Source organism: Arthrobacter sp. MYb227 (assembly GCF_002975435.1).
GTDB lineage: Bacteria > Actinomycetota > Actinomycetes > Actinomycetales > Micrococcaceae > Paeniglutamicibacter.
Genome location: NZ_PCPT01000001.1, coordinates 688,304 through 712,668 on the forward strand (window position 1 = coordinate 688,304; position 24,365 = coordinate 712,668).

General features: G+C 56.0%; 23 protein-coding genes. 14 read left to right on the forward strand and 9 right to left on the reverse strand.

Annotation, left to right across the window (positions count from 1 at the left end; translation table 11 throughout):
• The first annotated feature begins 161 nt into the window (after positions 1 to 161).
• From acs to CQ018_RS03310, 3 genes are all read left to right on the forward strand, one after another.
• On the forward strand, positions 162 to 2,147 hold the full coding sequence (acs, locus tag CQ018_RS03300) for an acetate--CoA ligase (protein ID WP_105548507.1): 1,986 nt from the start codon (positions 162 to 164) through the stop codon (positions 2,145 to 2,147).
• A 142-nt stretch (positions 2,148 to 2,289) separates the two neighbouring features.
• Positions 2,290 to 2,742, forward strand: coding sequence for a type II 3-dehydroquinate dehydratase (gene aroQ / locus CQ018_RS03305; protein ID WP_105548508.1), 453 nt, complete (start codon positions 2,290 to 2,292; stop codon positions 2,740 to 2,742).
• A 70-nt stretch (positions 2,743 to 2,812) separates the two neighbouring features.
• Positions 2,813 to 3,826 (forward strand): DUF2332 domain-containing protein, encoded by a 1,014-nt coding sequence (locus tag CQ018_RS03310; RefSeq protein ID WP_105548509.1) that lies wholly within the window; start codon positions 2,813 to 2,815, stop codon positions 3,824 to 3,826.
• Positions 3,827 to 3,975: 149 nt separating this feature from the next.
• Here the strand turns inward: CQ018_RS03310 and CQ018_RS03315 are convergent, their stop codons facing one another.
• Entirely contained in the window at positions 3,976 to 5,160 is a 1,185-nt protein-coding gene (locus tag CQ018_RS03315; protein WP_105548510.1) for a MarP family serine protease, read from the reverse strand.
• Positions 5,161 to 5,366: 206 nt separating this feature from the next.
• Between CQ018_RS03315 and CQ018_RS03320 the strand changes: the two genes are divergently transcribed.
• Entirely contained in the window at positions 5,367 to 6,044 is a 678-nt protein-coding gene (locus CQ018_RS03320) for a Crp/Fnr family transcriptional regulator (protein ID WP_105548511.1), read from the forward strand.
• 87 nt (positions 6,045 to 6,131) lie between these two features.
• Here the strand turns inward: CQ018_RS03320 and CQ018_RS03325 are convergent, their stop codons facing one another.
• Genes CQ018_RS03325 through CQ018_RS03335 form a run of 3 tightly spaced genes read right to left on the reverse strand, consistent with a single transcriptional unit; the run spans position 6,132 to position 7,797 of the window.
• A complete protein-coding gene (locus CQ018_RS03325) occupies positions 6,132 to 7,067 on the reverse strand; it encodes an NUDIX hydrolase (RefSeq protein WP_105548698.1) in 936 nt (311 codons plus the stop codon).
• A gap of 37 nt (positions 7,068 to 7,104) precedes the next feature.
• Positions 7,105 to 7,581, reverse strand: coding sequence for a RidA family protein (locus CQ018_RS03330; RefSeq protein WP_105548512.1), 477 nt, complete (start codon positions 7,579 to 7,581; stop codon positions 7,105 to 7,107).
• A 21-nt stretch (positions 7,582 to 7,602) separates the two neighbouring features.
• The gene (locus CQ018_RS03335) at positions 7,603 to 7,797 is read right to left on the reverse strand and encodes a hypothetical protein (RefSeq protein WP_105548513.1); all 195 of its coding nucleotides are present in this window, start codon (positions 7,795 to 7,797) and stop codon (positions 7,603 to 7,605) included.
• Between CQ018_RS03335 and CQ018_RS03340 the strand changes: the two genes are divergently transcribed.
• The 4 genes from CQ018_RS03340 to CQ018_RS03355 all read left to right on the forward strand — a co-directional run bounded on the left by CQ018_RS03340 (position 7,796) and on the right by CQ018_RS03355 (position 14,770).
• Positions 7,796 to 10,090 (forward strand): transglycosylase domain-containing protein, encoded by a 2,295-nt coding sequence (locus tag CQ018_RS03340; protein WP_105548514.1) that lies wholly within the window; start codon positions 7,796 to 7,798, stop codon positions 10,088 to 10,090. The two genes, CQ018_RS03335 and CQ018_RS03340, sit on opposite strands and share 2 nt — an antisense overlap.
• The gene (locus CQ018_RS03345; RefSeq protein ID WP_105548515.1) at positions 10,083 to 11,045 is read left to right on the forward strand and encodes a metallophosphoesterase; all 963 of its coding nucleotides are present in this window, start codon (positions 10,083 to 10,085) and stop codon (positions 11,043 to 11,045) included. Before CQ018_RS03340 ends, CQ018_RS03345 begins: the two co-directional genes overlap by 8 nt.
• Positions 11,046 to 11,135: 90 nt before the next feature.
• Positions 11,136 to 12,956 (forward strand): ABC transporter ATP-binding protein, encoded by a 1,821-nt coding sequence (locus CQ018_RS03350; RefSeq protein ID WP_105548516.1) that lies wholly within the window; start codon positions 11,136 to 11,138, stop codon positions 12,954 to 12,956.
• A 5-nt stretch (positions 12,957 to 12,961) separates the two neighbouring features.
• Positions 12,962 to 14,770, forward strand: a complete 1,809-nt coding sequence (locus tag CQ018_RS03355; protein WP_105548517.1) for an ABC transporter ATP-binding protein — start codon at positions 12,962 to 12,964, stop codon at positions 14,768 to 14,770.
• 89 nt (positions 14,771 to 14,859) lie between these two features.
• Here the strand turns inward: CQ018_RS03355 and CQ018_RS03360 are convergent, their stop codons facing one another.
• Positions 14,860 to 15,765 (reverse strand): phosphoribosylaminoimidazolesuccinocarboxamide synthase, encoded by a 906-nt coding sequence (locus CQ018_RS03360; protein WP_105548518.1) that lies wholly within the window; start codon positions 15,763 to 15,765, stop codon positions 14,860 to 14,862.
• On the reverse strand, positions 15,766 to 17,052 hold the full coding sequence (gene purD, locus CQ018_RS03365; RefSeq protein ID WP_105548519.1) for a phosphoribosylamine--glycine ligase: 1,287 nt from the start codon (positions 17,050 to 17,052) through the stop codon (positions 15,766 to 15,768).
• Positions 17,053 to 17,162: 110 nt separating this feature from the next.
• Here purD and CQ018_RS03370 point away from each other — a divergent pair, with 110 nt between their 5' ends.
• From CQ018_RS03370 to purM, 6 genes are all read left to right on the forward strand, one after another.
• On the forward strand, positions 17,163 to 17,777 hold the full coding sequence (locus CQ018_RS03370; RefSeq protein WP_105548699.1) for a bifunctional 2-polyprenyl-6-hydroxyphenol methylase/3-demethylubiquinol 3-O-methyltransferase UbiG: 615 nt from the start codon (positions 17,163 to 17,165) through the stop codon (positions 17,775 to 17,777).
• 9 nt (positions 17,778 to 17,786) lie between these two features.
• Positions 17,787 to 18,791: an asparaginase gene (locus CQ018_RS03375; RefSeq protein ID WP_105548520.1), complete on the forward strand. Its 1,005-nt coding sequence runs from the start codon at positions 17,787 to 17,789 to the stop codon at positions 18,789 to 18,791.
• 12 nt (positions 18,792 to 18,803) lie between these two features.
• Positions 18,804 to 19,181: a sterol carrier family protein gene (locus tag CQ018_RS03380; RefSeq protein WP_105548521.1), complete on the forward strand. Its 378-nt coding sequence runs from the start codon at positions 18,804 to 18,806 to the stop codon at positions 19,179 to 19,181.
• 13 nt (positions 19,182 to 19,194) lie between these two features.
• Positions 19,195 to 19,521 (forward strand): hypothetical protein, encoded by a 327-nt coding sequence (locus tag CQ018_RS03385; protein ID WP_146111808.1) that lies wholly within the window; start codon positions 19,195 to 19,197, stop codon positions 19,519 to 19,521.
• Between the two features lie 63 nt (positions 19,522 to 19,584).
• On the forward strand, positions 19,585 to 21,135 hold the full coding sequence (gene purF, locus CQ018_RS03390) for an amidophosphoribosyltransferase (RefSeq protein WP_105548523.1): 1,551 nt from the start codon (positions 19,585 to 19,587) through the stop codon (positions 21,133 to 21,135).
• 17 nt (positions 21,136 to 21,152) lie between these two features.
• Positions 21,153 to 22,292: a phosphoribosylformylglycinamidine cyclo-ligase gene (purM, locus tag CQ018_RS03395; RefSeq protein WP_105548524.1), complete on the forward strand. Its 1,140-nt coding sequence runs from the start codon at positions 21,153 to 21,155 to the stop codon at positions 22,290 to 22,292.
• A 152-nt stretch (positions 22,293 to 22,444) separates the two neighbouring features.
• Here purM and CQ018_RS03400 read toward each other — a convergent pair whose 3' ends face one another.
• From CQ018_RS03400 to CQ018_RS03410, 3 genes are all read right to left on the reverse strand, one after another.
• Positions 22,445 to 22,777 (reverse strand): hypothetical protein, encoded by a 333-nt coding sequence (locus CQ018_RS03400; protein WP_105548525.1) that lies wholly within the window; start codon positions 22,775 to 22,777, stop codon positions 22,445 to 22,447.
• A 149-nt stretch (positions 22,778 to 22,926) separates the two neighbouring features.
• A complete protein-coding gene (locus tag CQ018_RS03405; protein WP_258142379.1) occupies positions 22,927 to 23,895 on the reverse strand; it encodes a Sir2 family NAD-dependent protein deacetylase in 969 nt (322 codons plus the stop codon).
• A 139-nt stretch (positions 23,896 to 24,034) separates the two neighbouring features.
• On the reverse strand, positions 24,035 to 24,262 hold the full coding sequence (locus CQ018_RS03410; protein ID WP_105548701.1) for a DUF3073 domain-containing protein: 228 nt from the start codon (positions 24,260 to 24,262) through the stop codon (positions 24,035 to 24,037).
• Positions 24,263 to 24,365: the final 103 nt, after the last annotated feature.

A 24,365-nucleotide genomic window follows, 5' to 3' on the forward strand; every position in this document is an offset into this window, starting at 1 on the left:
GCCAGCACCACACAGACCCCACACCATTTGACGGAACAATTTACCGCTTAGCGCACAATTCATGCCCCCTACTGCCATAATTGTGATGAGCCGCACGAGCACCTCCCGCAAGGATGTAATCTGACTCACAGGAAACCCTCAGCCGTTGGAAGGATCACCCGGTGCCGGAAAGCAACACAACAACCCTAGATAACCTCTCTCATGAGACACGCGCGTTCGCCCCGAGCGCAGAGTTCGTGGCAAATGCAATAGCTAAGCCAGAACAGTATGAGGCGGCTGCCGCGGATCGTCTGGGCTACTGGGCCGATCAGGCTCGCAAGAACCTCACCTGGGATACCGATTTCACGGAAGTTCTTGACTGGTCGCAAGCACCGGTTGCCAAATGGTTTGGCGGTGGCAAGGTCAATGCCGCCTACAACGCGCTTGATCGTCACGTAGAAAACGGTCTTGGTGACCGCATAGCCATCCACTTTGAAGGCGAACCGGGCGATACCCGCTCCTACACTTACGTCCAGCTCACCGATGCGGTGAAGCAGGCGGCAAACACCTTTGAATCCCTGGGCGTTTCCAAGGGCGACCGGGTTGCCGTCTACCTGCCGATGATTCCCGAGGCAGTCATTACCATGCTGGCCTGCGCCCGCATTGGTGCCATCCACTCGGTAGTCTTTGGCGGTTTCTCCGCTGACGCGCTGCGTTCACGCGTTGATGATGCCGAGGCCAAACTGGTTGTTACAGCTGATGGCACCTGGCGCCGCGGTAAGCCGTCTTCGCTGAAGCCAGCCGTTGATGAGGCACTTGTTGCGCCGGGGCACACGGTACAGAACGTGCTGGTGGTCAAGCGCAACGGTGAAGATGTCGTGTGGAACGATTCGCTGGATAAGTGGTGGCATGAGACGGTTGAAACCGCTTCGACCGATCACACGGCAGTGGGCCACGATTCCGAGCACCCCCTCTTTGTTCTCTACACTTCTGGAACTACCGGCAAGCCCAAGGGCATTGTGCACACCACCGGCGGCTACCTGACTCAGGCCGCGGCAACCCACCGCGATACCTTTGATCTGCACCCGGAAACCGATGTGTTCTGGTGCACCGCGGACATTGGTTGGGTTACCGGACACACCTACGTCACCTACGCACCCTTGATCAATGGTGCCACTCAGGTCATGTATGAGGGCACCCCAGACTCCCCCCACCAGGGACGCTGGTGGGAAATCATTGAAAAGTACGGTGTGACGATCCTGTACACCGCACCTACCGCCATCCGTACCTTCATGAAGTGGGGCCGGCAGATCCCGGATTCCTACGATCTGTCCTCGCTGCGCCTGCTCGGTTCGGTGGGCGAGCCCATCAACCCAGAGGCGTGGATGTGGTACCGCGACGTCATTGGAACCAACAATGGCAAGAACGGTGAACGCAAGGATCAGCCAACCCCAATCGTTGATACCTGGTGGCAGACCGAGACCGGTGCACACATGATTGCCCCGCTCCCGGGCGTCACGGCTACCAAGCCGGGCTCAGCGCAAACCCCGGTCCCCGGCATCACGGTTGACGTGGTTGATGAGATGGGCGAATCGGTGGGCAACGGCGAGGGTGGCTTCTTGGTCATCCGCGACCCATGGCCGGGCATGCTGCGCGGTATCTGGGGCGATTTGGACCGCTACAAGGACACCTACTGGTCCCGTTTTGAGGGCATGTACTTCGCCGGAGATGGTGCCAAGAAGGACGAGGACGGAGACATCTGGCTGCTGGGCCGCGTCGATGACGTCATGAACGTTTCCGGTCACCGCCTGTCCACCACCGAGATTGAATCTTCGCTGGTTGCTCACCCCTACGTTGCCGAGGCAGCCGTAGTTGGCGCCAAGGATGAAACAACGGGTGAGGCAGTTGTCGCCTTTGTGATCCTGCAGATCGAACCGGCCGAAGGCGAGGACGTTGTGGCAACGCTACGCAACCACGTGGGTAAGGATATTGGCCCGATCGCCAAGCCGCGCCACATCTTGGTTGTTCCGGAGCTACCCAAGACTCGTTCGGGCAAGATCATGCGCCGCCTGCTCAAGGATGTTGCCGAAGGCCGCGAGGTTGGAGATTCCACTACCTTGGCCGATAACACGGTCATGGCACAGATCGCGGATTCGATGCGCAAGTAGGTTTTAGCTACGCAATGGTTTTTAGCAACACCCGGTGGGTGGGTTGGTCCAAGAAATTTACTTGGCGAACCCACCCACCGTGCTTAAGCATGATTACTTCACCTACTGTGTCTCTGCATGACTAGCTGATTAGAGTGGGAGCATGAGTGAAAATACATCCAAGAAAATTCTTGTCCTCAACGGTCCCAACCTGAATCTTTTGGGAACCAGAGAACCTGGTATTTACGGGCACGAGACACTAGCTGATGTTCAGGAACTCTGTGCCACAGCCGCAGCTGCCGCCGGTTACGAAACCGAATTTTTACAGTCAAACCATGAGGGTGTGCTTCTTGACGCAATCCATGGAGCACGCGGCAAGGTTGCAGGTATCGTATTCAACCCCGGAGCCTTCACCCACACCTCGGTTGCCTTGGCGGATGCCATTTCCGGTACCGAGGCCCGAGTCATTGAGGTACATATTTCAAATGTGCACCAGCGCGAAGCATTCCGTCATCACTCCTATATTTCACCCGTGGCAGCATCAATCTTTGTTGGTGCCGGGGTCAATGGCTATGTATTAGCAGTTCAGCAACTCATCCACTTGGATAACCGCTAAACACTCTTGCCAACCCCCGCACATCCGGTTGGTTCCGCGGCACAAAATTCCCCTTCAGGAAGGTTGTTTCATGAGCACCGAGGCGGCTGCACGCATTGCTGAAGTGTACAAAGAGTACGCGGCGCACTGGTTTCATGGGCATAGCGAGCTCTATGTGCGGTGGGCCGATGGCGTGGCAGGTAACCGAGCGATTCTCAATCTTTTAGCGTCCATGCCCACGGCTAAGCAACAGCCAAATCTGCTCTTTGCCGCCATAAGGTTCCTGGGCAGTGGGGATACCGAGTTTGAGGAAGCTGCCGCATTTATTGTCCAGCGCTGGCAACAGGTACGTGCAGTAATGCTCTCGCACAGCACCCAGACCAATGAGGCGGGCCGCTGCGCAACCCTGCTTCCGGTATTTTCCATGATTGCGCAGCAGGAGCAACGTCCCTTGGCACTGATCGAGGTCGGACCTTCGGCTGGATTGTGTTTGCTTCCGGACTTGTACTCGTATTCCTACGACGGTGCCTCCCCCATTGGTTCGGGTTCCCCGTTGCTCAAATGTGCAACATCCGGAAATCCACCGCTGCCCCTCTCTTTGCCGCAGCTTCTGTGGCGCGCGGGAGTCGATCTTAACCCGCTGGACGGGACGGACCCGGATACCATTCGATGGTTACGTGCCCTTGTGTGGCCGGGAGAAACCAGCAGACTGGAACAACTCGACAAGGCCTTAGAAAGGCTCAACGACCTCAAAAATGGTGTTATTGAAAGTGCTGCCGGGATCCCTGATCTAATGACCGGGGATCTCAACGATCGGATTGCAAGCCTCGTGGCTGCCGTTCCTGCCGGTGCGGTTCCTGTGGTGTTCCATTCGGCCGTCTTGGCATATCTTGACCCGTCCGCGCGGCAACGTTTTGCCACGACTGTTTCGGGCTTGGACTGCCATTGGGTGTCGAACGAAAACTTTTTTATGGACCTAGACGGAGATACCCAACAATCTTCAGCACTTGGCTTCTTCGTCCTTGCACTCAATGGGGTTCCGCTCGCGCACACGGGGCAGCACGGGGCCGAACTTCATTGGATGACACAACAAGCAAGCACCTAGAAAATGAGTAACGTTCCCGCTCCGGAGCTCGTGAGCATTGAACGTATCGATCATCTGAGCATCTATGTGCGACGTTCCACAGAACATAAGCAAGAACACTCCAACCCGCTAGGTGTTTAGCACTCTATGCGTTGGCCTTACTCAGCGGTTTAGTGCGGTGAGCAGGCCCCGGTTGGAACCGGTTCCGTGAAGATTGAAGCCTTGCTGAAGGCCTTATCGATTTCAGTCAGGGACAGTGCGTATCCCACTTGGGTGCCGCCCTTGGCCTTAGCGAAGATCATGCCAACAACGTTGCCCTTGGAATCCACAAGCGGTCCGCCCGAGTTTCCTTGTTCAACGTCACCTGCCAACTGGTAAATACGCAGTGGTGTAGGTTCTGCCCCATAGATGTTTTGGATCGAAATGGTGCTCAAGGATTCGATCACGGCCCCCATAGCCTTGAACGAGCCTCCGCCGGGGAAGCCAAGGAATGCCGCAATATCTCCTCGGCCAAGCTCCCCACCGCGCACCAGCGGCTTCACGTCCAGTCCAGGAACATCTAAGACGGCAATGTCAGCGACCGAGTCAAAGTAGACGACCTTTGCCGAAAGCACATCTCCGTCTCGAGTGGTGACAGCGGGTTCGGTGATTCCAGAAACCACGTGGGCATTGGTCATGATGCGTTCCGGGGCAATGACAAATCCGGACCCCGATTGGTTAACGCCACAGGCGTATGCGGTACCAATAATCTTCACGACGGATTTAGCCGCAACGTTTACTTCATCGCTCAGCGAGGACTCTTCGGGAACTTCGGTTTCAAGTTGCGGCGCGAAGGGTTCTAGAAGTTCGGGGATCGTTTGACCCATCACAGTTGAACGAGCGGACTCGATAAAGTTTCGCACCGGTTCGGGCGTCCATTTTTCAATGTTTCCAATGACCTTGGAACTTGCTACCTGCTGGGTGACGAAGGGAATACCCATGGTGGCAGCGGAGAATGCGATCGCCGAAATCACCAAGGAAGCCATCACAGTGTTGGCAACACCGCCCAAAAGACGGTCAAATTTCTTCAGTACGGGGAAGTTCAGCCATAAGCGGATTCTTGCTCCAATGGCCATGCCGATGCCTTGGCCAATCAAAATGAAAACTACTCCGGCGGTAATAACCCAGAAGATTCTCCAGCCCGGATTTGATACCCAGGTTGAGACCAACGGGATACCGAAGAACGCCGCAGTTCCACCGGCTAAGAAGCCAATAATCGCGCCAAGTGTGACAAAGAAGCCCTTACGTAGACCGGAAACTAAGAATCCGATCAACGAAATAATGAGCAAAAAATCCAGCCACGTCATTCCCCACATTACGTTTGGACTCCCACTCTCATACATGCAGTACGCCTAAAAACGGCACCTAGGCCACTGGTCAACGACCCGAGTCTAACCGTCGTCTCTGACAGTTCCCCGCGATTCTAACCACATTTAGGGCAAAAACGCGTGTGGAAGCTGTCACATGGGCAATGTGTACGGCACAATTGGATTAGCGCTAAAGACAGTTGACAGGAGATTTTATGGACATCGAGGTACTGCGCCGAGCACCACTCTTCGCTTCATTGGGCGACGAGGTGTTCTCTGCATTGACTGAAGAACTAACTGAAGTGGACCTCTCACGAGGCGCTTCGGTCTTCCGCGAGGGAGACCAGGGCGATCAGCTCTACTTCATTGTTTCGGGCAAGATCAAGCTGGGCCGTACGTCTTCCGATGGTCGTGAAAACCTTATTGCGGTGCTCGGCCCCGGCGAGTTGTTCGGTGAAATGGCACTATTCGACCCGAGCCCACGCAACGCCACGGCAACGGCAGTCTCTGAGACTCGCCTTGCTGGCCTGCGTCACGAAAACCTTCGCAAGGTCATCAAGACCAGCCCGGAAGTTTCGGTTCAGTTGTTGCAGGCACTGGCTTCACGCTTGCGTCGCACCAACGAGTCGCTTGCCGACTTGGTCTTCTCTGACGTTCCGGGCCGTGTTGCCAAGGCTCTGTTGGATCTGGCCGACCGTTTCGGTCGCCCGGCCACCGACGGCATCTTGGTTGCCCACGAACTGACTCAGGAAGAACTAGCCCAGCTGGTTGGCGCTTCGCGCGAAACCGTGAACAAGGCACTTGCCGAGTTCGTACAGCGTGGCTGGTTGCGTCTTGAAGCACGCGCAGTGGTGATTTTGGACATTCAGCGTTTGCGCCAGCGCTCACGCTAAGCTCCACGGTACGTAAGTAGGGCGGTGTATCTAGGGAAAACCTAGAAACACCGCCCTACTTCGTTAAAACCCTGTTTGCGCTATCGCTTAGCGCCCGCGACCCCCTCCGCCGCCTTCGGCAGCAGTGGTGGTTGTGACGTCAAGGAAAAAGTCCTCACCAACCCGGACCAATTCCGGATGATAGCTTTTCAATTCACGGCGCACCGATAGGTAAGCGACAGTGCCACGCGTTGAGGCAATCTTTTCTAAGATCACTTCTACCGCTGGGGTTGTGATCATGCTCAAAGGCAGCCCCACGGTGTCTATTGCTCCCACGCTGTCCCCCAGTACATGGGTGTCCCGCGCCCCGAGGATCTCTGAGGCAACGAGCCATCCTGCCCACTGGCCTTTGCCTTGCAACAGCGAAGGTTCCTGGCGCACCGGCAAGGCAGCTGCAAAGTAACGAGTATCAAACCTGCGCAAAGCGAAGTTTGGGGAAATCCAATGCGAAAGAGGGCGCAACAAATCCGTACGTAACCCCAGACCACGCTTGGTCAACACATCAATGAAGTTCTTATCCTGGCCGGCAACTGCTTCACGAACCGTCATCCAATCTTCATTGACGCAATTTTCTATCACCGAAAGTTCGTCGGTTCCCGCAAGGAGTACTCCGGTTTCTTCAAAGAGTTCGCGGATCGCACAGACAATGTGGGCGCGGACTAATCGTTGATCAAGGATGCCAAGGCGCTTTGACCAATCGGAAAGGCTAGGCCCGTACCAAGGAATACCTTCTTCATCATCGATTTCTAGGCTGCCACCGGGAAATGCGACACTCCCGAGCGGTGAACCGCCTTTTCGATAACCCAGATAGGTTTCCACACCGTTTGGGGAGTCCCTGATGAGCACCACCGAAGAGGCCCTGCGAGCTGCTCGCGGGGTGCGGCTGCCATAGGTAACCCAATTTTCCGCTGCATCTCGTTGCTCGGGCGGCAACGGAAAAAGCCTGCGCAAAAGCCCCGTGGCCGGGCTCAGCGATTTAATCACTGGAACACCGTTCACGGGGCCATTTGCTTCGTGCTGGTTATTCAAACTCTGCAATCAGTTCAACTTCAACCGGCGCATCAAGTGGCAATGCCGCTACGCCCACGGCGGAGCGAGCATGAATGCCCTTATCGCCCAGGACCGCGCCAAGGAACTCGGAAGCTCCGTTGATGACAACCGGCTGGCCCGTGAAGGAAGGATCGGAGGCCACGAAGCCAACAACCTTGACGATACGGGTGATGCGATCAAGGTTACCGATTTCGGCCTTGATTGCAGCCAACGCATTTAGTGCGCATGCCTGAGCCTGACCGGCAGCGGTTTCGGCCGAAACTGCGGCTCCAACCTTTCCTGTCGCTGTGAGTTCCCCGTTAATAAACGGCAGCTGACCGGAAGTGTAAATCAGGTTTCCTGTCACCATGGCTGGGACGTAGGCTGCGACAGGTGCTGCGACTGCTGGCAGCTCGTAACCAAGCTCCGCTAACCGAGCTTCGATTGCTGAAATTCTCTGTTCTTGCATGGGTATATCTCGTTTCTGTGCTTAGGCCTTGGGGCGCTTAAGGTAGGCCACTGGTGCATTTCCGTTTGGTCCGGGGACGACTGCAACAAGCTCCCAGCCGTCGTCTCCCCACTGGTCCAGAATCTGCTTTGTGGCGTGAATAATTAGCGGTAAAGTCGCGTACTCCCATTTGGTCATAACCGATACGTTAGCGCGTCCTTGTAAACTAGTCTGCATGGCAGCTAAGAAATCTCCTTTTTTTGACACGGCTACCACCCTCGGCAAGATCGTTGCCTTCTTTGGGGTGAGCGCTTTATGTGGCGTCCTTGCGGCGGGACTTATGATCCCCGTCGCTTCATTTGCCGGCACTGGCGCGAAGGCGGCGGGCGAGATCTTTGACGCCCTTCCTGCCAATTTCAAGGAAGAGGCGATTTCCGAACCGTCGAAGGTCTTGGCAGCGGATGGCACCACGCTTGCCACGTTTTATGCCGAAAATCGCCAACCCGTTAAGTTGGACCAGATTTCCCCGATCATGCGCAAGGCGATCGTCTCGATCGAAGATGAACGATTCTATGAGCATAACGGCGTTGATATGCGTGGAATTTTGCGTGCCGCGGTTAATAACTTCACTTCGTCATCCCAACAGGGCGCTTCGACGTTGACCCAGCAGTACGTCAATAACCTGCTGATCAATTCGGCCTCCATCAATGGAGTCGATAAGTCCGAAATCACCTTTTCGGGAACCAAAGATCTAGCTGATAAAGCACGCGAAGCTAAGCTTGCCATTTCAATTGAGAAGAAAATGTCTAAGGACGAAATCCTTGAGGGCTACCTCAACCTCGTTCTTTTCTCTGGCCGAAACTATGGAATTCAGGCTGCTGCCCAACGCTTCTTCTCGGTTGATGCCAAAGATCTAAACATTCAACAGTCGGCAATGCTTGCCGGTATGGTTCAGCTGCCTACCGCTTACAATCCCGAGCTGTATCCGGAACGCACACTCAAGCGACGTAACACGGTGCTCGCCCAAATGCTACGTACCGGTGCCATCACTCAGGCCGAATATGACAAGGCAGTAAAAACCGACCTTGGGATCAAGCCCACCAACGTCAAGTCCGGGTGCATCGCTGCAGGTGACAATGCTTACTTCTGCGACTATGTAACACGACTGATCACCACGAATGATACTTTCGGCAAGACCAAGAAGGACCGAGAGAATCTGCTGTACCGCGGCGGTCTGACGATCAAGACAACATTGAACGCCGATCTGAACAAGAAGGCGGCAAGGGACGCCCGTAAGTCAATCGATCCATTGGCAAAGTCCAATACCGACGTGTTCTCCTCCCTTGTATCAGTTGAACCAGGGACCGGAAATATTCTAACCATGGCTCAGAACACCACTTACGATCCTGAGAAAAAACTCGGAAATACAGTACTGAACTTCGCTGTAGAAAAGTCATTGGGCGGGGCAGGTGGCTTCCAGGGCGGTTCAACGATGAAGCCATACACAACGCTTGCGTGGTTGCACGAAGGCCACAATATGTACGACACGATCAATGCAAAGAAGGAAACCTTTACTTCTTCTGATCGCTGGAAGGCTTCTTGCTTGCCGGGCGGTGCAACACGAATCGGTGGCACCTGGACACCAAAAAACGCTTCACCTGGTTTCTATCGGCCGATGACCGTAGATACTGGCCTTTACTGGTCAATTAACACTGCGACTATTCAGGAAGCCAAACGAGTAGATCTCTGCAACATCACCGATTACATCAATAAGCTCGGCGTCAAGGATCAGGAAGCCGGCGAAGGCCTCACTCCCGCAGATTTCAAGCCAACAGCTCCAGCTTTTGTCATTGGGTCTTCAAAGATCACGCCGCTTTCACAAGCAGCAGCATTTGCTGCGTTCGCAAATAAGGGTGAGTACTGCGAACCTCGTGCGCTGACTTCAGTAACCGACAGAGCTGGCAACAACTATAAAGTCAAGAAGGAAACCTGCAGCCAACAAGTTGACTCACAGATTGTTGCTGACTTGAACGGCACTCTAAAAAAGATCGCGACAAACCGTGTTTCTAAGGGCCGCGTTGCCGGTCCAATTGCTGGCAAAACTGGCACTAACGACTACTCCACCTCAACTTGGTTTGTTGGTTATTCAACTGGCATTTCGACGGCGTCATGGGTCGGTCGTGTAAACAGCCAGGCAGCCGAAAAGAAGAACACGCTTCAAAGCAGCATGATCAATAACAAACGTGCTCCTTACGCAGTAGATTCCTCAACCTACGCTGCCCCTCTGTGGGTGAACTTCATGGAAGAAGCAGTCTTGCAATACGAGCGCAAGTCATTCGGCTCTGCAAAGTCGGCACCAAAGCCTAAGGCTGAGCCGAAGTCCGAGGATTCCAGCTCGAAGTCAGATTCAAAGTCGGACTCGAAGTCGAAGTCCGATTCGAAATCTAAGTCGGACTCAAAATCGAAGTCTAAGTCGGATTCGAAGCCGGCTAAGAAGGAACCAGCCAAGCCGAAGAAGAGTGATGACTAAATTGGCGGATACACATCGCCTAGCCGAAGCGGCTTCACGCACCTTGCGTGGGGCCGCTTTGGCGGTAGGTGCCACAGTTGCCGGAGCCGGAGCACTCATTGGTTACGGGATGAGCGAGGCCACACGTTTTGGGCTCCGTGAAGAGTCGTTGCCGATACTCCCCGCAGGCTCGAGCCCGATCAGGGTCTTGCATATCTCGGATATCCATATGGCTCCCAATCAGGAGCTCAAGCGCAGGTGGTTGCACTCGCTTGCGGATCTAAAGCCTGATCTGGTGATCAACACCGGCGACAATCTCGGCCATCTTGAAGGCTTAGATTCCTTGCTTGAGGCTTTGAAGCCGTTGATGGCTTTCCCCGGCGCCTTCGTGCCTGGCTCAAATTGCTACTTTGGACCTCGTCCCAAGAATCCGCTGCGCTACCTAACCAAACGAACCGACGTTCCACGCAACTCACCTAAATACAAGCTGCCGTGGGAACAGATGCATGCAGCCTTTGGTGCTTCCGGATGGATCAATATGACCAACCGCAACTATTCGATGCCACTGCACGGAACCCGCCTAGATTTCACCGGGGTCGATGATCCACACCTTGAATTGGATCGTTTTGCTGGGTGGCCAGCCGGCTCGGCAACCTCCGATCAGGCACCGCACCTTCGCATAGCGCTAACCCATGCCCCTTACCAACGCACTCTTGATGCGTTCACCGGGGCCGGAGCAGATATCATTCTTGCCGGCCATACCCATGGCGGACAGGTGTGTATTCCTGGGTATGGAGCACTGGTGAGTAACTGCGATCTACCCACGTGGCGTGCCCGCGGATTGACCTACTGGGATTTTGAGGGACGCACGGCTCCGCTGAATGTTTCGGCCGGAATCGGAACTTCACGCTTTGCGCCAATCCGTATTGCTTGCCCACCCGAAGCAATTTTGCTGACGCTGACCGCCAAAGCATAACGAGCTTCCGACTCCGATTGAATAATCCCAACCACGCACTGTAACGTAACTGTTGTTCGGTGATGATGAGGTTGGAGCGGGGTCGGAAACGTGGCAATACAACAAGGACATGCACCCGAAAGCGGGGTGCCGACCCTACGACAGACGCTAAGCCGGCTGGGTCCCTTCGTTAGACCTATCCTGCCGCGGCTCAGCCTTGGCTTCCTCTGCGCACTGAGCGCTGGCATTATTGCCTTGACCATCCCGCAGGTTCTTGCCTGGCTGGTCAACAACGTGCTACATGCCGATGGACGCGGAAGCGATGTCTGGTTAGCAGTCGCACTTGTTGGTGGGCTGGGTATCCTCGAAGCTGTATTGGTGTTCCTGCGCCGCCAATTCGTCATCACTCCCGCGGCACGCTTGGAAACAGAGATGCGCGTGCGTTTCTACAACCACCTTCAGCAGTTACCCGTGGCTTTCCATGATCGTTGGGGCTCCGGCCAGCTACTGTCCCGCTCGATGTCAGACCTGAGCTTGCTGCGCCGTTGGCTGGCCTTCGGTGCATTGATGCTGATCGTTGCTACCGTCACCGTCATAACCGGCCTGGTGTTGATGTTCTCAAGTAGCTGGATCCTAGGAACCATCTACCTAGTGGGGGCTATCCCCATCACCATCCGGGCCTTCTATTTCCGCAATACCTTCCGCGCGGCCAGCCGTCTGAGCCAAGATCAGGCAGGAGACTTGGCAACCGCGGTCGAGGAATCCGTTCACGGAATTCGTGTCATCAAGGCCTTTGGCCGCGGCAAATACATGTACGACGGTTTCCAAAATCGGGCCAAACAATTACGTGACACAGAGATCGTCAAGGCTAGGACACTTGGAAACTTCGTCTTCTTCGTCGTTTCAATCCCAGAAATTACCCTCGCCGCCGGCCTAGTAGCCGGGCTCTGGCTGACCGCACAAGGCCAGCTGAGCGTCGGCGCACTCGTTGCCTACTTCGCCACAGCAGCAGTCCTTGCCGGGCCCGTAGAGGGACTCGGGATGCTACTGGGTATGACACTGACAACTAAGACCGCACTCGATAGACACTTTGAAGTGATGGATACCCCAAACACCATCGCTTCACCCGCCAACGCCCGCACACCCGAACAACCGCGCGGCCACCTGGAACTACGCGATGTGCAATTCCGCTTCCCCGATGCCAAACCCGATAGCACCTCCATCTTGCAAAACATCAATTTGGATATTATCCCCGGCGAAACCATGGCGCTTGTGGGAATGACAGGTTCCGGAAAATCCACACTCCTGCACCTGATCCCCCGGCTCTACGAGGTCACCTCCGGCTCGGTACTTATCGATGGAATCGATACCCGTGAGTGGGATTTGACTGCCTTACGCCGTGAGGTAGCAGTCGCCTTTGAAGACACCATCCTTTTCTCCTCCTCCATCCGCGACAACGTCTTGCTCGGAGCCCCGGAGCTAACCGAGAAGGAAACCATCGCATTGCTCGATGAGGCAATCGATACGGCCCAGGCGGGCTTCGCCCGCGAGCTCCCCGACTCACTGGATACGGTGATTGGAGAAGAAGGCCTTTCCCTCTCCGGTGGACAGCGTCAACGCATCGCCTTGGCTCGTGCCATCGCCGCAAAACCACGGGTGCTGATACTTGATGATCCGCTCTCGGCACTAGATGTACGCACCGAGGAAGCCGTGACCGAACGCTTACGCATCACCCTTGCCGGAACCACCACGCTGATTGTGGCTCACCGCCCCTCGACTGTGGCCCTGGCGGACCGCGTTGCCTTATTGCGCGAGGGAATCATTGATGATGTTGGAACACACTCGGAGCTATTAGAACGCAACGAGCATTACAGGTTTGTCATTGCAAGCCTTGAAGAAGAAAACGCCGACACCGTGATTCAGGGAGCGTAACGGACATGAGCCAAAATATGGGTGTGTCCAACGAAGACGCAATCACTCTTTCCAAATCTGAGCGCACCCGAGTACGCGCCAGATCCTGGAAGCTTTTAGGCCAACTGGCCAGCAAGCAAAAGCCAATGCTTGCACTCACGGTGCTATTAGTTGTCATTTCCAATGCCGCAAGTGCTTCATTTCCGATCATCATTGCGTGGGCCATTGACTGGGGTCTGCCACAAGTTCAGCAGGGCAACTTTGTTGCCTTGGGCTACACCGGTGGCGTTTATCTGATCAGCGCCATTCTCGCCGGAAGCCTCATGGGCTGGTACATCCTCTGTACCGCCAAGATTTCTCAGGCAATGCTCTTAGACCTGCGCCTGCGCGTCTTTAGGCACACCCAACGTCTAAGTCTTGAATTCCACGAAAGCTACACCTCGGGGCGCATTATCTCGCGTCAAACCTCGGACTTAGAAACCTTGCGTGAGCTTTTAGACCAGGGCATCTCCCAACTGGTCTCTTCGTGTGTATTTGTTACCTTCACACTGATATCTATTTTTGTCCTTGATTGGAAAAGCGGGGCGGTGCTCATTCTGGCGCTGATCCCCATTTCCTTGCTCTTCAGGTGGTACCAGCGCCGCTCGGAAACCGTCTACCGTGAATCCCGTGTGGTCTCCGCACGGCTGATCGGTACCTTTGTGGAGACCATGACCGGTATCCGCGCGGTCAAGGCATTCCGCAAGGAAGCAGCAAACGATACAAACTACGCAAACGTTGCCGGTGAATACCGCGACAACTCCATCCGTTCCATCAACCTGTTCGGAGTCTTGCAGCCGGGCTTAGTCCTGGTAGGTAACCTCAGCGTTGCAGCGGTACTTGCCTGGGGTGGTTTCCGTATTCTCGATGGCACCCTTGCCGTGGGTGTTCTTGTTGCTTTGCTCTTGGCTACCAAGCGGGTATTCCAACCCGTTGAAAACATTGCCATGTTCTATTCATCCCTGCAGGCAGCAACCGCCGCCTTGGAAAAGGTCTCCGGGCTCTTGGAAGAAGAACCAACGGTCGTTGAACCCGCAACCCCACGTGCCCTCGGCAAGGTCACGGGCCATCTGGAATTCAAGGATGCCGTCTTTGGCTATGGAGACGGACCAATCGTCATGGATAAGTTCGATCTAGATATTCCCGCTGGTCAAACCATTGCTGTGGTTGGCCAAACGGGTGCCGGAAAATCGACGCTTGCCAAACTCATCGCCAGATTCTATGACTTACGCTCCGGAACACTCACCCTTGATTCGGTACCCATTAACCAGCTGGCAAATGATGATCTACGGCGCCACATTGTGATGGTCACCCAAGAATCCTTCTTGTTCTCCGGGACCGTTGCCGAAAACATTGCCTTGGGTAAGCCCGGGGCCAGTATCGAAGAAATCATTCTTGCAGCTCGCGCGGTGGGTGCCCACGAATTTATTCAGGCGCTTCCCGATGGCTATGAGACAGATGTTAATAAGCGTGGTGGGCGCGTCTCTGCCGGACAACGTCAGTTAATTTCCTTTGCGCGTGCTTTCCTTGCCGACCCAGCCGTGCTGATCCTCGATGAGGCAACAAGTTCACTTGATATCCCCTCCGAACGCGCTGTTCAGCGCGGTTTGCAAACGCTCTTGGGTAACCGCACGGCATTGATCATTGCACACCGTCTTTCCACGGTGCAGATCGCCGATAGGGTGCTCGTGGTTCACGACGGCAATGTTGTTGAAGATGGTAGCCCTGCACAGCTGATCGGTGCCGAAGGCCGGTTTGCCGCATTACACAAGGCATGGCGTGACTCAATGGTCTAAGCCCCAGCGAACTCAAAATTCCGAATGATACAAAAATACCCTGTAATGATATTCAATCATCACAGGGTATTTTTGTGAGCCGCAGTTCTTTAGGCAGTAAAGTTCAGGCCCGTCAGACGCTCGTATGCTTCAATGTAACGTTCACGGGTACGTTCAATGATCTCTGCCGGTAAGGCCGGTGGTTCTTCCCCGGAGTTCTTATCCCAACCAGACTCGGCGCTGGTGAGCCAGTCGCGTACATACTGCTTATCGAAGGACGGCTGTGCCTGACCCGGTGCATAAGTTTCGGCATCCCAGAAACGTGAAGAATCCGGAGTCAGCACCTCATCACCCAAGGTGATCTCACCGTTGGAGCCATCAATACCAAACTCAACCTTGGTATCGGCAAGAATAATGCCACGGGTACGAGCAATTTCTTCGGCACGGAGGTATAGGCCAAGGGTGATATCACGCAGATCGGCGGCCTGCTGGCCACCAATGCGTGCAGCAGTTTCTTCGAACGTGATGTTCTCATCGTGTTCGCCGACCTCAGCCTTGGCCGAAGGGGTAAAGATTGCCGGATCCAGTTTGGATCCATCAACCATGCCACCGGGCAATGGAAGGGCACAGACCGTCTGGCTGACCTTGTACTCGGCAAGACCCGAACCCGTCAGGTAACCCCGGGCGATGCATTCGATGGGGAACATATCAAGCTTCTTGCACACCATGGCCCGGCCAGCAACGGCTTCCGGAACATCGGTGGAGATCACGTGGTTAGGAATCTCAGCAAGCTGTTCAAACCACCACAGGCTCAACTGGGTTAGAACTTTGCCCTTATCCGGAATCTCTGACGTCAGCACAAAGTCAAAGGCGCTAATCCGGTCCGAGGCGACAACTAGCACACGGTCGGTCTCCTCAAATGAGGAACCTTCCGGAACATACAGGTCGCGTACCTTGCCCGAATAGAAGTGGGTCCAGCCCTCAAGCTCTAGGGTTTCGGTTTGCAAACCTGACATTTACTTAGTTCCTTCCGAGACGGTGATCAGGCCGTTAGCGGCCTTCAAAGCAATATCTGTGCGGTGCTGGGCACCATCCCAGGAGATTGCGGCAACACCGGCATATGCTTTATCGCGCGCGGCGTGTAGGTCCGTACCCAAACCAACAACGGCAAGCACGCGGCCACCTGCGACGATGACCTCACCAGCCTCATTCGTTGAGGTGCCCGCGTGAAGAACTGAAACATCCTCGAGTGCTTCGGCCGTTTCAATGCCCACAATGGTTGCGCCCTTAATGGGGTCTTCCGGGTAGTTCTCTGCGGCCATGACAACACCAACAGCCGTCTCTGGACGCCAGTGCAGCTGCTCTGCATCATCGAGTTCGCCCTTAGCGGCAGCCAAAAGCAGGGCACCTAGTGGGGTCTTCAGGCGTGCAAGCACTGCCTGGGTTTCCGGGTCACCGAAGCGTGCATTGAATTCGATCACGCGAATACCGCGGGTGGTGATGGCAAGCCCGCAGTAGAGCACACCGGTGAATGGGGTGCCACGGGATTCCATGTCACGCAGCGTTGGGTAGGCAACGCGTTCCATGACCTCGTCCACGAAGCCTGCCGGTAGCCATGGCAGCGGCGAGTAAGCACCCATGCCACCGGTGTTCGGTCCTTCGTCGTTGTCGAAGATGCGCTTGAAGTCTTGGGCCGGGGCTAACGGAACCGCGTGGGTGCCATCGCAAATAACAAAGAGGGAAACTTCCGGGCCGTCAAGGAATTCCTCGATGACCACGGTGCCGCCTGCCTCGAAGCAGGTCTCGGCGTGGGCAAGTGCCTCGGCGCGGTCATGAGTGACGACAACGCCCTTGCCCGCGGCAAGACCATCATCCTTCACCACATAGGGAGCGCCAAATGCATCAAGGGCATCTGCTGCTTCGGCAGTGTTAGTGGCAACCCGTGCCATGGCCGTGGGAACGCCGGCTTCCGCCATCACGTTCTTGGCGAAGGCCTTCGAGGCCTCAAGCTGGGCTGCCGCCTTGGTAGGACCAAAGACAGGGATCGATGCACCAATCAGCGCGTCTGAAACACCCGCTGCCAACGGCGCCTCGGGGCCAACAACAACTAGATCCGAACCCAGTTCACGAGCCAGCCCCAGCACTGCTGCGGGGTCTTGAGCATCGATTTGATGAGTTGTTACATCGCGCGATATTCCGGCATTACCCGGTGCGCAATGTAAGTCGGTGACGTAGGGGTCCGCAGCTAGTGCGCGGATCAGTGCATGTTCGCGGCCGCCGGGGCCAATAACCAGTACCTTCACGAGGCTTAAGCCTACCGGTTATCTACGCGCCATGGCTTCGCATACGTATTAGGTACGACTCATTACTCATGGCTTTCCCATGCTTTGCTCTTCGGTTCTATGCTCAAAGCATGAGTGAAGAGACCCTCTGGCAAAAACAATCCCGCAATAACCCGCAACAAGCCAAGAATTACATTCAGGCCTTCGCCACCTTAAGGACCGCGGGCAAAGACCTGCACGGTGAGGCCCGCTTTGTAGATGCCTTGCTTCAACGCAACGCACGTGTTCTTGATGCGGGGTGTGGCACCGGACGCGTGGGCGGCGAACTTGCCCGGCGCTCTCATCGTGTCACTGGTATTGATCTTGATGTTGAACTATTGACCCAGGCGCGCGAGGATTTTCCGGATAGCCGCTGGGTACACCAGGACCTTTCCACCTTCGAACTCAATGACAACGATCTTGAGCCCGAAGTATTCGAGGCAATCATCTGTACCGGCAATGTACTGCCCTTCCTGGCTCCGGGAACTTCCGAAGCTGTAGTGCAAAACCTCGCAAGGCACCTAGCTGAGGATGGGCGCCTCGTGATCGGGTTTTCTTTGGAAAAGACTTACTCTCTGATCCAATTTGAGAAAGACCTCGAAGCCGCACAGCTTGGTTTCGTTGCACGCTTTTCCACCTGGGATATGCGGGAGTTCAGCGAAGACTCGGATTTCATTGTTGCTTTGCTGAGCCGCAACGCACACTAAGCTGAGTAAATGCCCGAAACTTTACTTGCTTCCCAGACCGTGGACCTGATTGTTGTTGAACGCAATGGCTTCATCGAGTCAAGACACCGAGGTGCCGCGGTCGTCGTTAACGCTGACGGGCAAATCCTTACAGCGTTAGGGGATGCGCAAGGGCTCATCTACCCGCGCTCCACGCTTAAGCCGTTCCAGGCTCTTGCCTCGATGCAAAGCGGTGTTCCTTTACGTGGAGCGGAAGTGGCGTTGGCAAGTGCCAGCCATATTGGCAGCCAGGAGCATCTTGATATTGCCGCCGCAATGCTGGCCAAGGCGGGTTTGAGTGAAGCAGATTTGCGTTGCCCCACCGCGTGGCCGGCACATGAAGAGACCTATCACGCAATGATCCGCAAGGGTGAGCCAAAGTCACGACTCGCGTTTAACTGTTCGGGCAAGCACGCAGCATTCTTGTGGGCCTGCACGGAAAATGGTTGGGACACCGAAAGCTACCTTTCGCCCGAGCACCCGCTCCAGAAGCGAGTCATTGAGATTGTTGAGGAGTACTCGGGCGAAAAGATTTCTCATCTAGGCGTCGATGGGTGTGGGGCACCGGTACCCGTGATTTCTTTGGTGGGGTTGGCGCGCGCCGTTTCCAAGCTGGCCCTTTGCCCCGGCAATAAGAATTCAAACGCGCGGGCCACCACCATTGCCACGGCCATGCTTGACTACCCCTGGGCGGTTCAGGGTCACGGCCTGCCAAACACTGTAGTAATGGAAGATGTGGGTGTCATTGCCAAGCTTGGTGCCGAGGGCGTCCTGGTTCTTGGGGCACCCAATGGAACAGCGGTCGCCATTAAGATGCTCGATGGATCGGGGCGCGGCGCGGACCTTCTGGGCCTCACCCTTTTGGCACACACCGGAGCGCTTAGCACCGAACAGCTCGAAGCGATCCTGAGCAAAATTTCGCGTCCGATCTTGGGCGGTGGGGTGCCCGTCGGTTCGGTTCGCCTCTCCTCTACAGTGATGGATCTGCTGGATTAGGACCCGACTCTCATGGCCATCAAAAGACGCATTAATCCCACAGAGGGACACACAGCCTTAAAACGCTGGATGATCGCCTACGAGCAGGACCCCTCCGAAGTGTTGCCCCGCCCGGTGCTCGCCATGGCGGTGCGATACTCGCTCGAGGAACTGGCAAGCCGAGCCGAAGGTAACTCGGTGGAGGTACGGGTTCCTCCCTTTGGGGTCACCCAATGCATTGCCGGCCCGCGGCATACCCGCGGCACTCCCCCGAACGTTATTGAGCTGCCTGCGGAAATCTGGCTGACCTTGGTGAGTGGAAAAATTTCTTGGGAAGCCGCGCTCGCCACGGGAAAGGTCACCGCGTCGGGGCTCCGGGCAGACCTGTCCGCGCAGTTGCCGCTGGTTTAGTACCCTTGAGGGTATGGAACCGATGCAGCAACCAGCAGAACCCACACCCACACCCCAAAGCCCACAGAACATTGAGGTGGTGGTTCATTCATCCCCGAAGTTCTGGCCTTTCATGGGTGTTGGTGCAGCAATCGGCATCATCATCGGGGTTCTCTCGGCCTTCATGGGCCCGGAACAAGCCGAATTCACTCGAGGCTCGGTGGCCGGTTTCCTTGGCGTAGCGTTCGCCGTCGTTGGTGTCTTGCTTGCGGGAATCATCTTCCTCATTGTGGATCGCGTCACCCTCAAGCGTGGCCGTCGCGGCCTCGCCACCCCGACGGGTGACTCAGAACACGCCTAGAAGCATGTCTTTGAGCGCACTTCACGCTCTTGAAGACCCTTGGACCATGAGAGAATAATGTCTATGGCGCGTGGTGACGGAAACCTAAATCATGATCTTTTACCCGACGAGAAGGGCCCGCAGGATGAATGCGGTGTCTTCGGTGTCTGGGCTCCCGGCGAAGAAGTAGCGAAGCTGACCTATTACGGTCTGTATGCGCTGCAACACCGCGGGCAGGAATCGGCTGGCTTGGCCACGAGTGACGGGGCACGAATCAATGTCTACAAAGACATGGGTTTGGTCTCTCAGGTGTTCGATGAGAACACCCTAAACTCGATGACCGGCCACCTGGCAGTAGGCCACTGCCGCTATTCAACAACGGGTGCAAGCCACTGGGCCAATGCGCAGCCGACCCTCGGCCCCACGGCCGCCGGCTCGGTAGCCTTGGCTCATAACGGTAACCTGACTAACTCCGCAGAACTCATGGAGATGGTCAAGACCCAGCAGGCAGAAACCGGTGAAAAGGTCCGCGGCGAAATCGCGCAGGGCAACACCACAGATACCGCTTTGGTCACGGCACTGCTTTCCGGCGGCGAGGGCCAAACCCTTGAAGAAACAGCCCTCCAACTTCTGCCCAAGCTCCAAGGCGCCTTCTGCTTTGTCTTCATGGACGAACACACCCTCTATGCGGCACGCGACACCCACGGTGTACGCCCGTTGGTGCTTGGCCGTCTGGAACGCGGTTGGGTTGTAGCCTCCGAGCAGGCTGGCCTTGCCACGGTTGGCGCAAGCTTCATTCGTGAAATTGAGCCCGGCGAATTTATTGCCATCGATGAAGAAGGTGTGCGTTCCCAGCGCTTCGGTGAGGCAACTCCGGCCGGCTGCGTCTTTGAATATGTTTACCTCGCACGCCCGGATGCCGCAATCAACGGCCGCTCGGTCTACGAATCCCGCGTGGAGATGGGCCGTCAGCTGGCCCGCGAAAACGCCGCCGAGGCAGACATTGTCATCCCGGTCCCCGAATCAGGTACCCCGGCAGCCATCGGCTACGCCGAACAGTCCGGTATCCCGTTCGCACACGGCTTCGTCAAGAACGCCTACGTGGGCCGCACCTTCATTCAGCCGTCGCAGACCCTGCGTCAGCTGGGCATCAAACTTAAGCTCAACGCACTGGAACCGGTGATCAAGGGCAAGCGCGTGGTCGTGGTCGATGACTCGATCGTGCGTGGCAACACCCAGCGCGCCGTGGTGCGTATGTTGCGTGAAGCCGGTGCCGCGGAGATCCATGTGAAGATCTCCTCCCCACCGGTAAAGTGGCCTTGCTTCTACGGCATTGACTTTGCCACTCGCGCCGAGCTGGTGGCCAACGGCGCTGCCGTTGAGGAAATCGGCAAGTCGATTGGCGCCGATTCTCTCGCTTACATTTCCGAAGACGGCATGATCGGCGCCACCCACCAGCCGCGTGAGCGTCTGTGCACGGCCTGCTTCACCGGCGAATACCCGATCCCCCTGCCGGGCACCGCACTTCGGGGCAAAAACTTGCTTGAACGTAGCAACCAGGCGGGATGTGAGCCGGGCCCGGATGCGGAATTCGAGTCCACGCTGACCGCCGAAGACAAAACACCGCGCAACTAAGTAAAGGACCATCAGAGATGACAAGCGCCACCCCTGAGAATTCTGGAATCACCTACGCTTCGGCCGGTGTTGACGTCGAGGCCGGAGACCGTGCCGTCGAACTCATGAAGGGTGCCATTAAGGCAACCCACAACTCAAATGTCATTGGTGGGGTTGGCGGATTCGCCGGCCTCTACGATGCCTCGAAGTTCCTGACCTACAAGAAGCCACTGCTGGCGACCTCCACCGACGGTGTGGGTACCAAGGTTGCTATTGCCCAGGCCATGGACATCCACCACACCATCGGCCAGGACCTGGTCGGCATGGTCGTCGATGACATCGTTGTTGTCGGCGCCGAGCCATTGTTCATGACCGACTACATTGCCTGCGGCAAGGTAGTTCCGGAGCGCATCGCTGACATCGTCCGCGGCATCGCCGAGGGTTGCACCATTGCCGGCACCGCACTTGTCGGTGGCGAAACCGCAGAGCACCCCGGTCTGCTGGGCGAGCACGAATACGATGTCGCAGGTGCCGCTACCGGCATCGTCGAGGCAGATGGCCTGCTGGGCCCGGAGCGGGTGAAGTCCGGTGACGTCGTCATTGGTATGGCAGCTTCGGGTATCCACTCAAATGGTTATTCACTGGTGCGCAGCATTGTTGCTCACTCGGGCTGGGCACTTGATCGCCACGTACCGGAGTTCGGTCGCACCCTGGGCGAAGAGTTGCTGGAGCCAACCCGCATTTACACCATGGACTGCCTGGATCTGATCCGTGCTTTCAACGTTGATGGAAACATCTTGGTACATGGCTTCAGCCACGTCACAGGTGGTGGCCTGGCGGCCAACCTGGCACGCGTGCTGCCACAGGGTCTGATGGCCACCGTTGAGCGTAATAGCTGGGAACTTCCCGCGGTCTTCAAGGTCATGTCCGAACTTGGCTCGGTTCCACAGCCGGACCTGGAGCGTACGCTGAACCTGGGTGTTGGCATGGTTGCGATCGTTGATGCGTCGATCGCCGATGCAGCAATCACCCGCTTGAACGCACGTGGCATGAACTCTTGGGTTATGGGCACCGTTGGTACCATCACCGATGACGCCAAGACCGCTGGTCCGGATTACGTCCAGGGCGCCAAGGGTGTTGATGGCGGCGGCGTGCTGATGCGCGGCGCATTCGCATAGCTAATACCCGCACAAACTAAGACGTGGTGGTCTGCATCCTTTTGGGTGCAGACCACCACGTCTTTAATGCCTTGAATATCGGGAGCCCAACCGAGCAAAGAGTGCGCTGCAGAATCCTTGGTGCTGGAGAAGAAGAGCTCTCTTACGCTAATTCACACGGAAAAACCGGCCGAGGCCAAGACGAGAACAAAGCCTATTCCGGCCATGGACCATGGCTTCCAGCGCCACGACGTATCAAGCGGAGTATCTCGGTAGGAGTCTTCGTCAATTGATGAGGAGAGCTTCAAGGCTCCCATTCCGAACGCCATCGGGAGGATAAGAATATATGTTGCAATGCTCATCATACTTTTCCGTATATCGGGTGAAGAAAACCCGAAGACACCGGCGATGAGGAAGAGGATAGCTCCGATGATGAGCGTAATTTTTGCTGCTCTGAGGCAAAAAATAATGAATCTAAGCTGAGACGCTGATTCGTCGTTGATCATGAGTTATCGCCCCTGTCATGGTGTTCTTTCGTCGCGGTTCGGCCCATGCTGCGCATCCGCCATTCAGCTTTTTAACGTCTAGAACCGCACCAACGCGACGGGGGGCTGACGAACTTCCTGCTTGTCAGCAAGGCCTACTAAGGTTCTTGTTACATGGGCCGCTGACGTTGTTGCGCCGCGGTATCCAGAACAACTGGTTCATCGAGTTCTTCGAGCGCCGGGGAAATATTGGTACGCCAGCGGAAATCCGCTTTGGCATCCCCACGTGTGGGTCCCCCGTTGATCAGCCCCACATGTTTACCGGCACTACGTGCGTCAAGCAGCAGCTTGTACCCGCTCATGACGGCAAGGGATGAACCAATGACCAGAAGTGCGTTGGAGGCGCCCTCCAGCTCCTTGAGACGTGTCTTGCGTTCCGCTGGCACGTTTTCACCGAAGTAGACGACACCTGGCTTGAGCGCGACCGAGCCACAATTTAGGCAGCCAACCATGCTGAATTCATCAACATGCGCTTGATCAAGAGACACATCACCATCGGGGTTAACCAGACTGGGATCTAAATCCACGCGCTCAAGATATCCGGGGTTGGCAGCAAGAAGGCGTGCATCGAGAGACAAACGCCCCTCGGTGGCTCCACAGTCCAAGCAGGAAATGGATTCCATGTCCCCGTGCAGAGCGATCACGTTTCGTGAGCCCGCGGCTAGATGCAGGCCATCAACATTTTGCGTAACAATTCCACTGATCTTGCCCTCGGCTTCCCATTGGGCCAGCCGATAGTGAATTGGATTGGGCGCCGCCTGGGTCATATGACGCCAGCCCACAAAGCTGCGCGCCCAATACCGGTGTCTGGCGGAGGGTTCATGCAGGAACTCTTGGTAGGTCATCGGTCGGTGGCGGTGCAGTGAACCTTGGGGTCCGCGGTAGTCGGGGATCCCCGAGTCAGTTGAAACTCCGGCCCCGGTGAGCACTAACACCGAGCCGTGTTCGAGCATGGTGCGGATACCGGCTCTGGCGAAGTCTGGATCTTGAAGCGGTGCGCTCTCCCCCACCACACGTTCGATGGAACGAATGGCAGAGCGGTGCGCCATCTCGATGCCGAGTTTTCCTTCGTGAAGCATAGTTACCGCCTTCTTTTAGCGACGCCAAAGACCGCGGTCACCAACGCATTTCCTGCGCGATGGCCACGGCCTTTGTCTTCACTTACTGGAAAAACCACAACCGCTGATGTTTTTGCGGTCACTTCAGGGAGTCGGCACATCAAGAGATGTGCCGTTGGTCGTCCTCATCTTCCTCGTCCGCGTACTTATCTTCGTAATCCGAATAATCGGATTCGTAAGGTACATCGGCAGGGCTTGGACTCGCGGCATTATTACCACGGTTCTTCCCAAGCTCGCGTTCCAAGGCTGACAAATCAGTGGCTGGGGAATAGTACTTAATATCCCGAGCCTGTCGTGTCGCTTTTGCCTTCTGACGGCCGCGCCCCATGGCGTGACCCCCTTTTTTCAGTAGATCTGGAGGTGGTCCACCCTTAATAGGCTGGAGGCCCCAGAATATGTGACTAATTCTTTCGTGATTCAAGGTTAACATG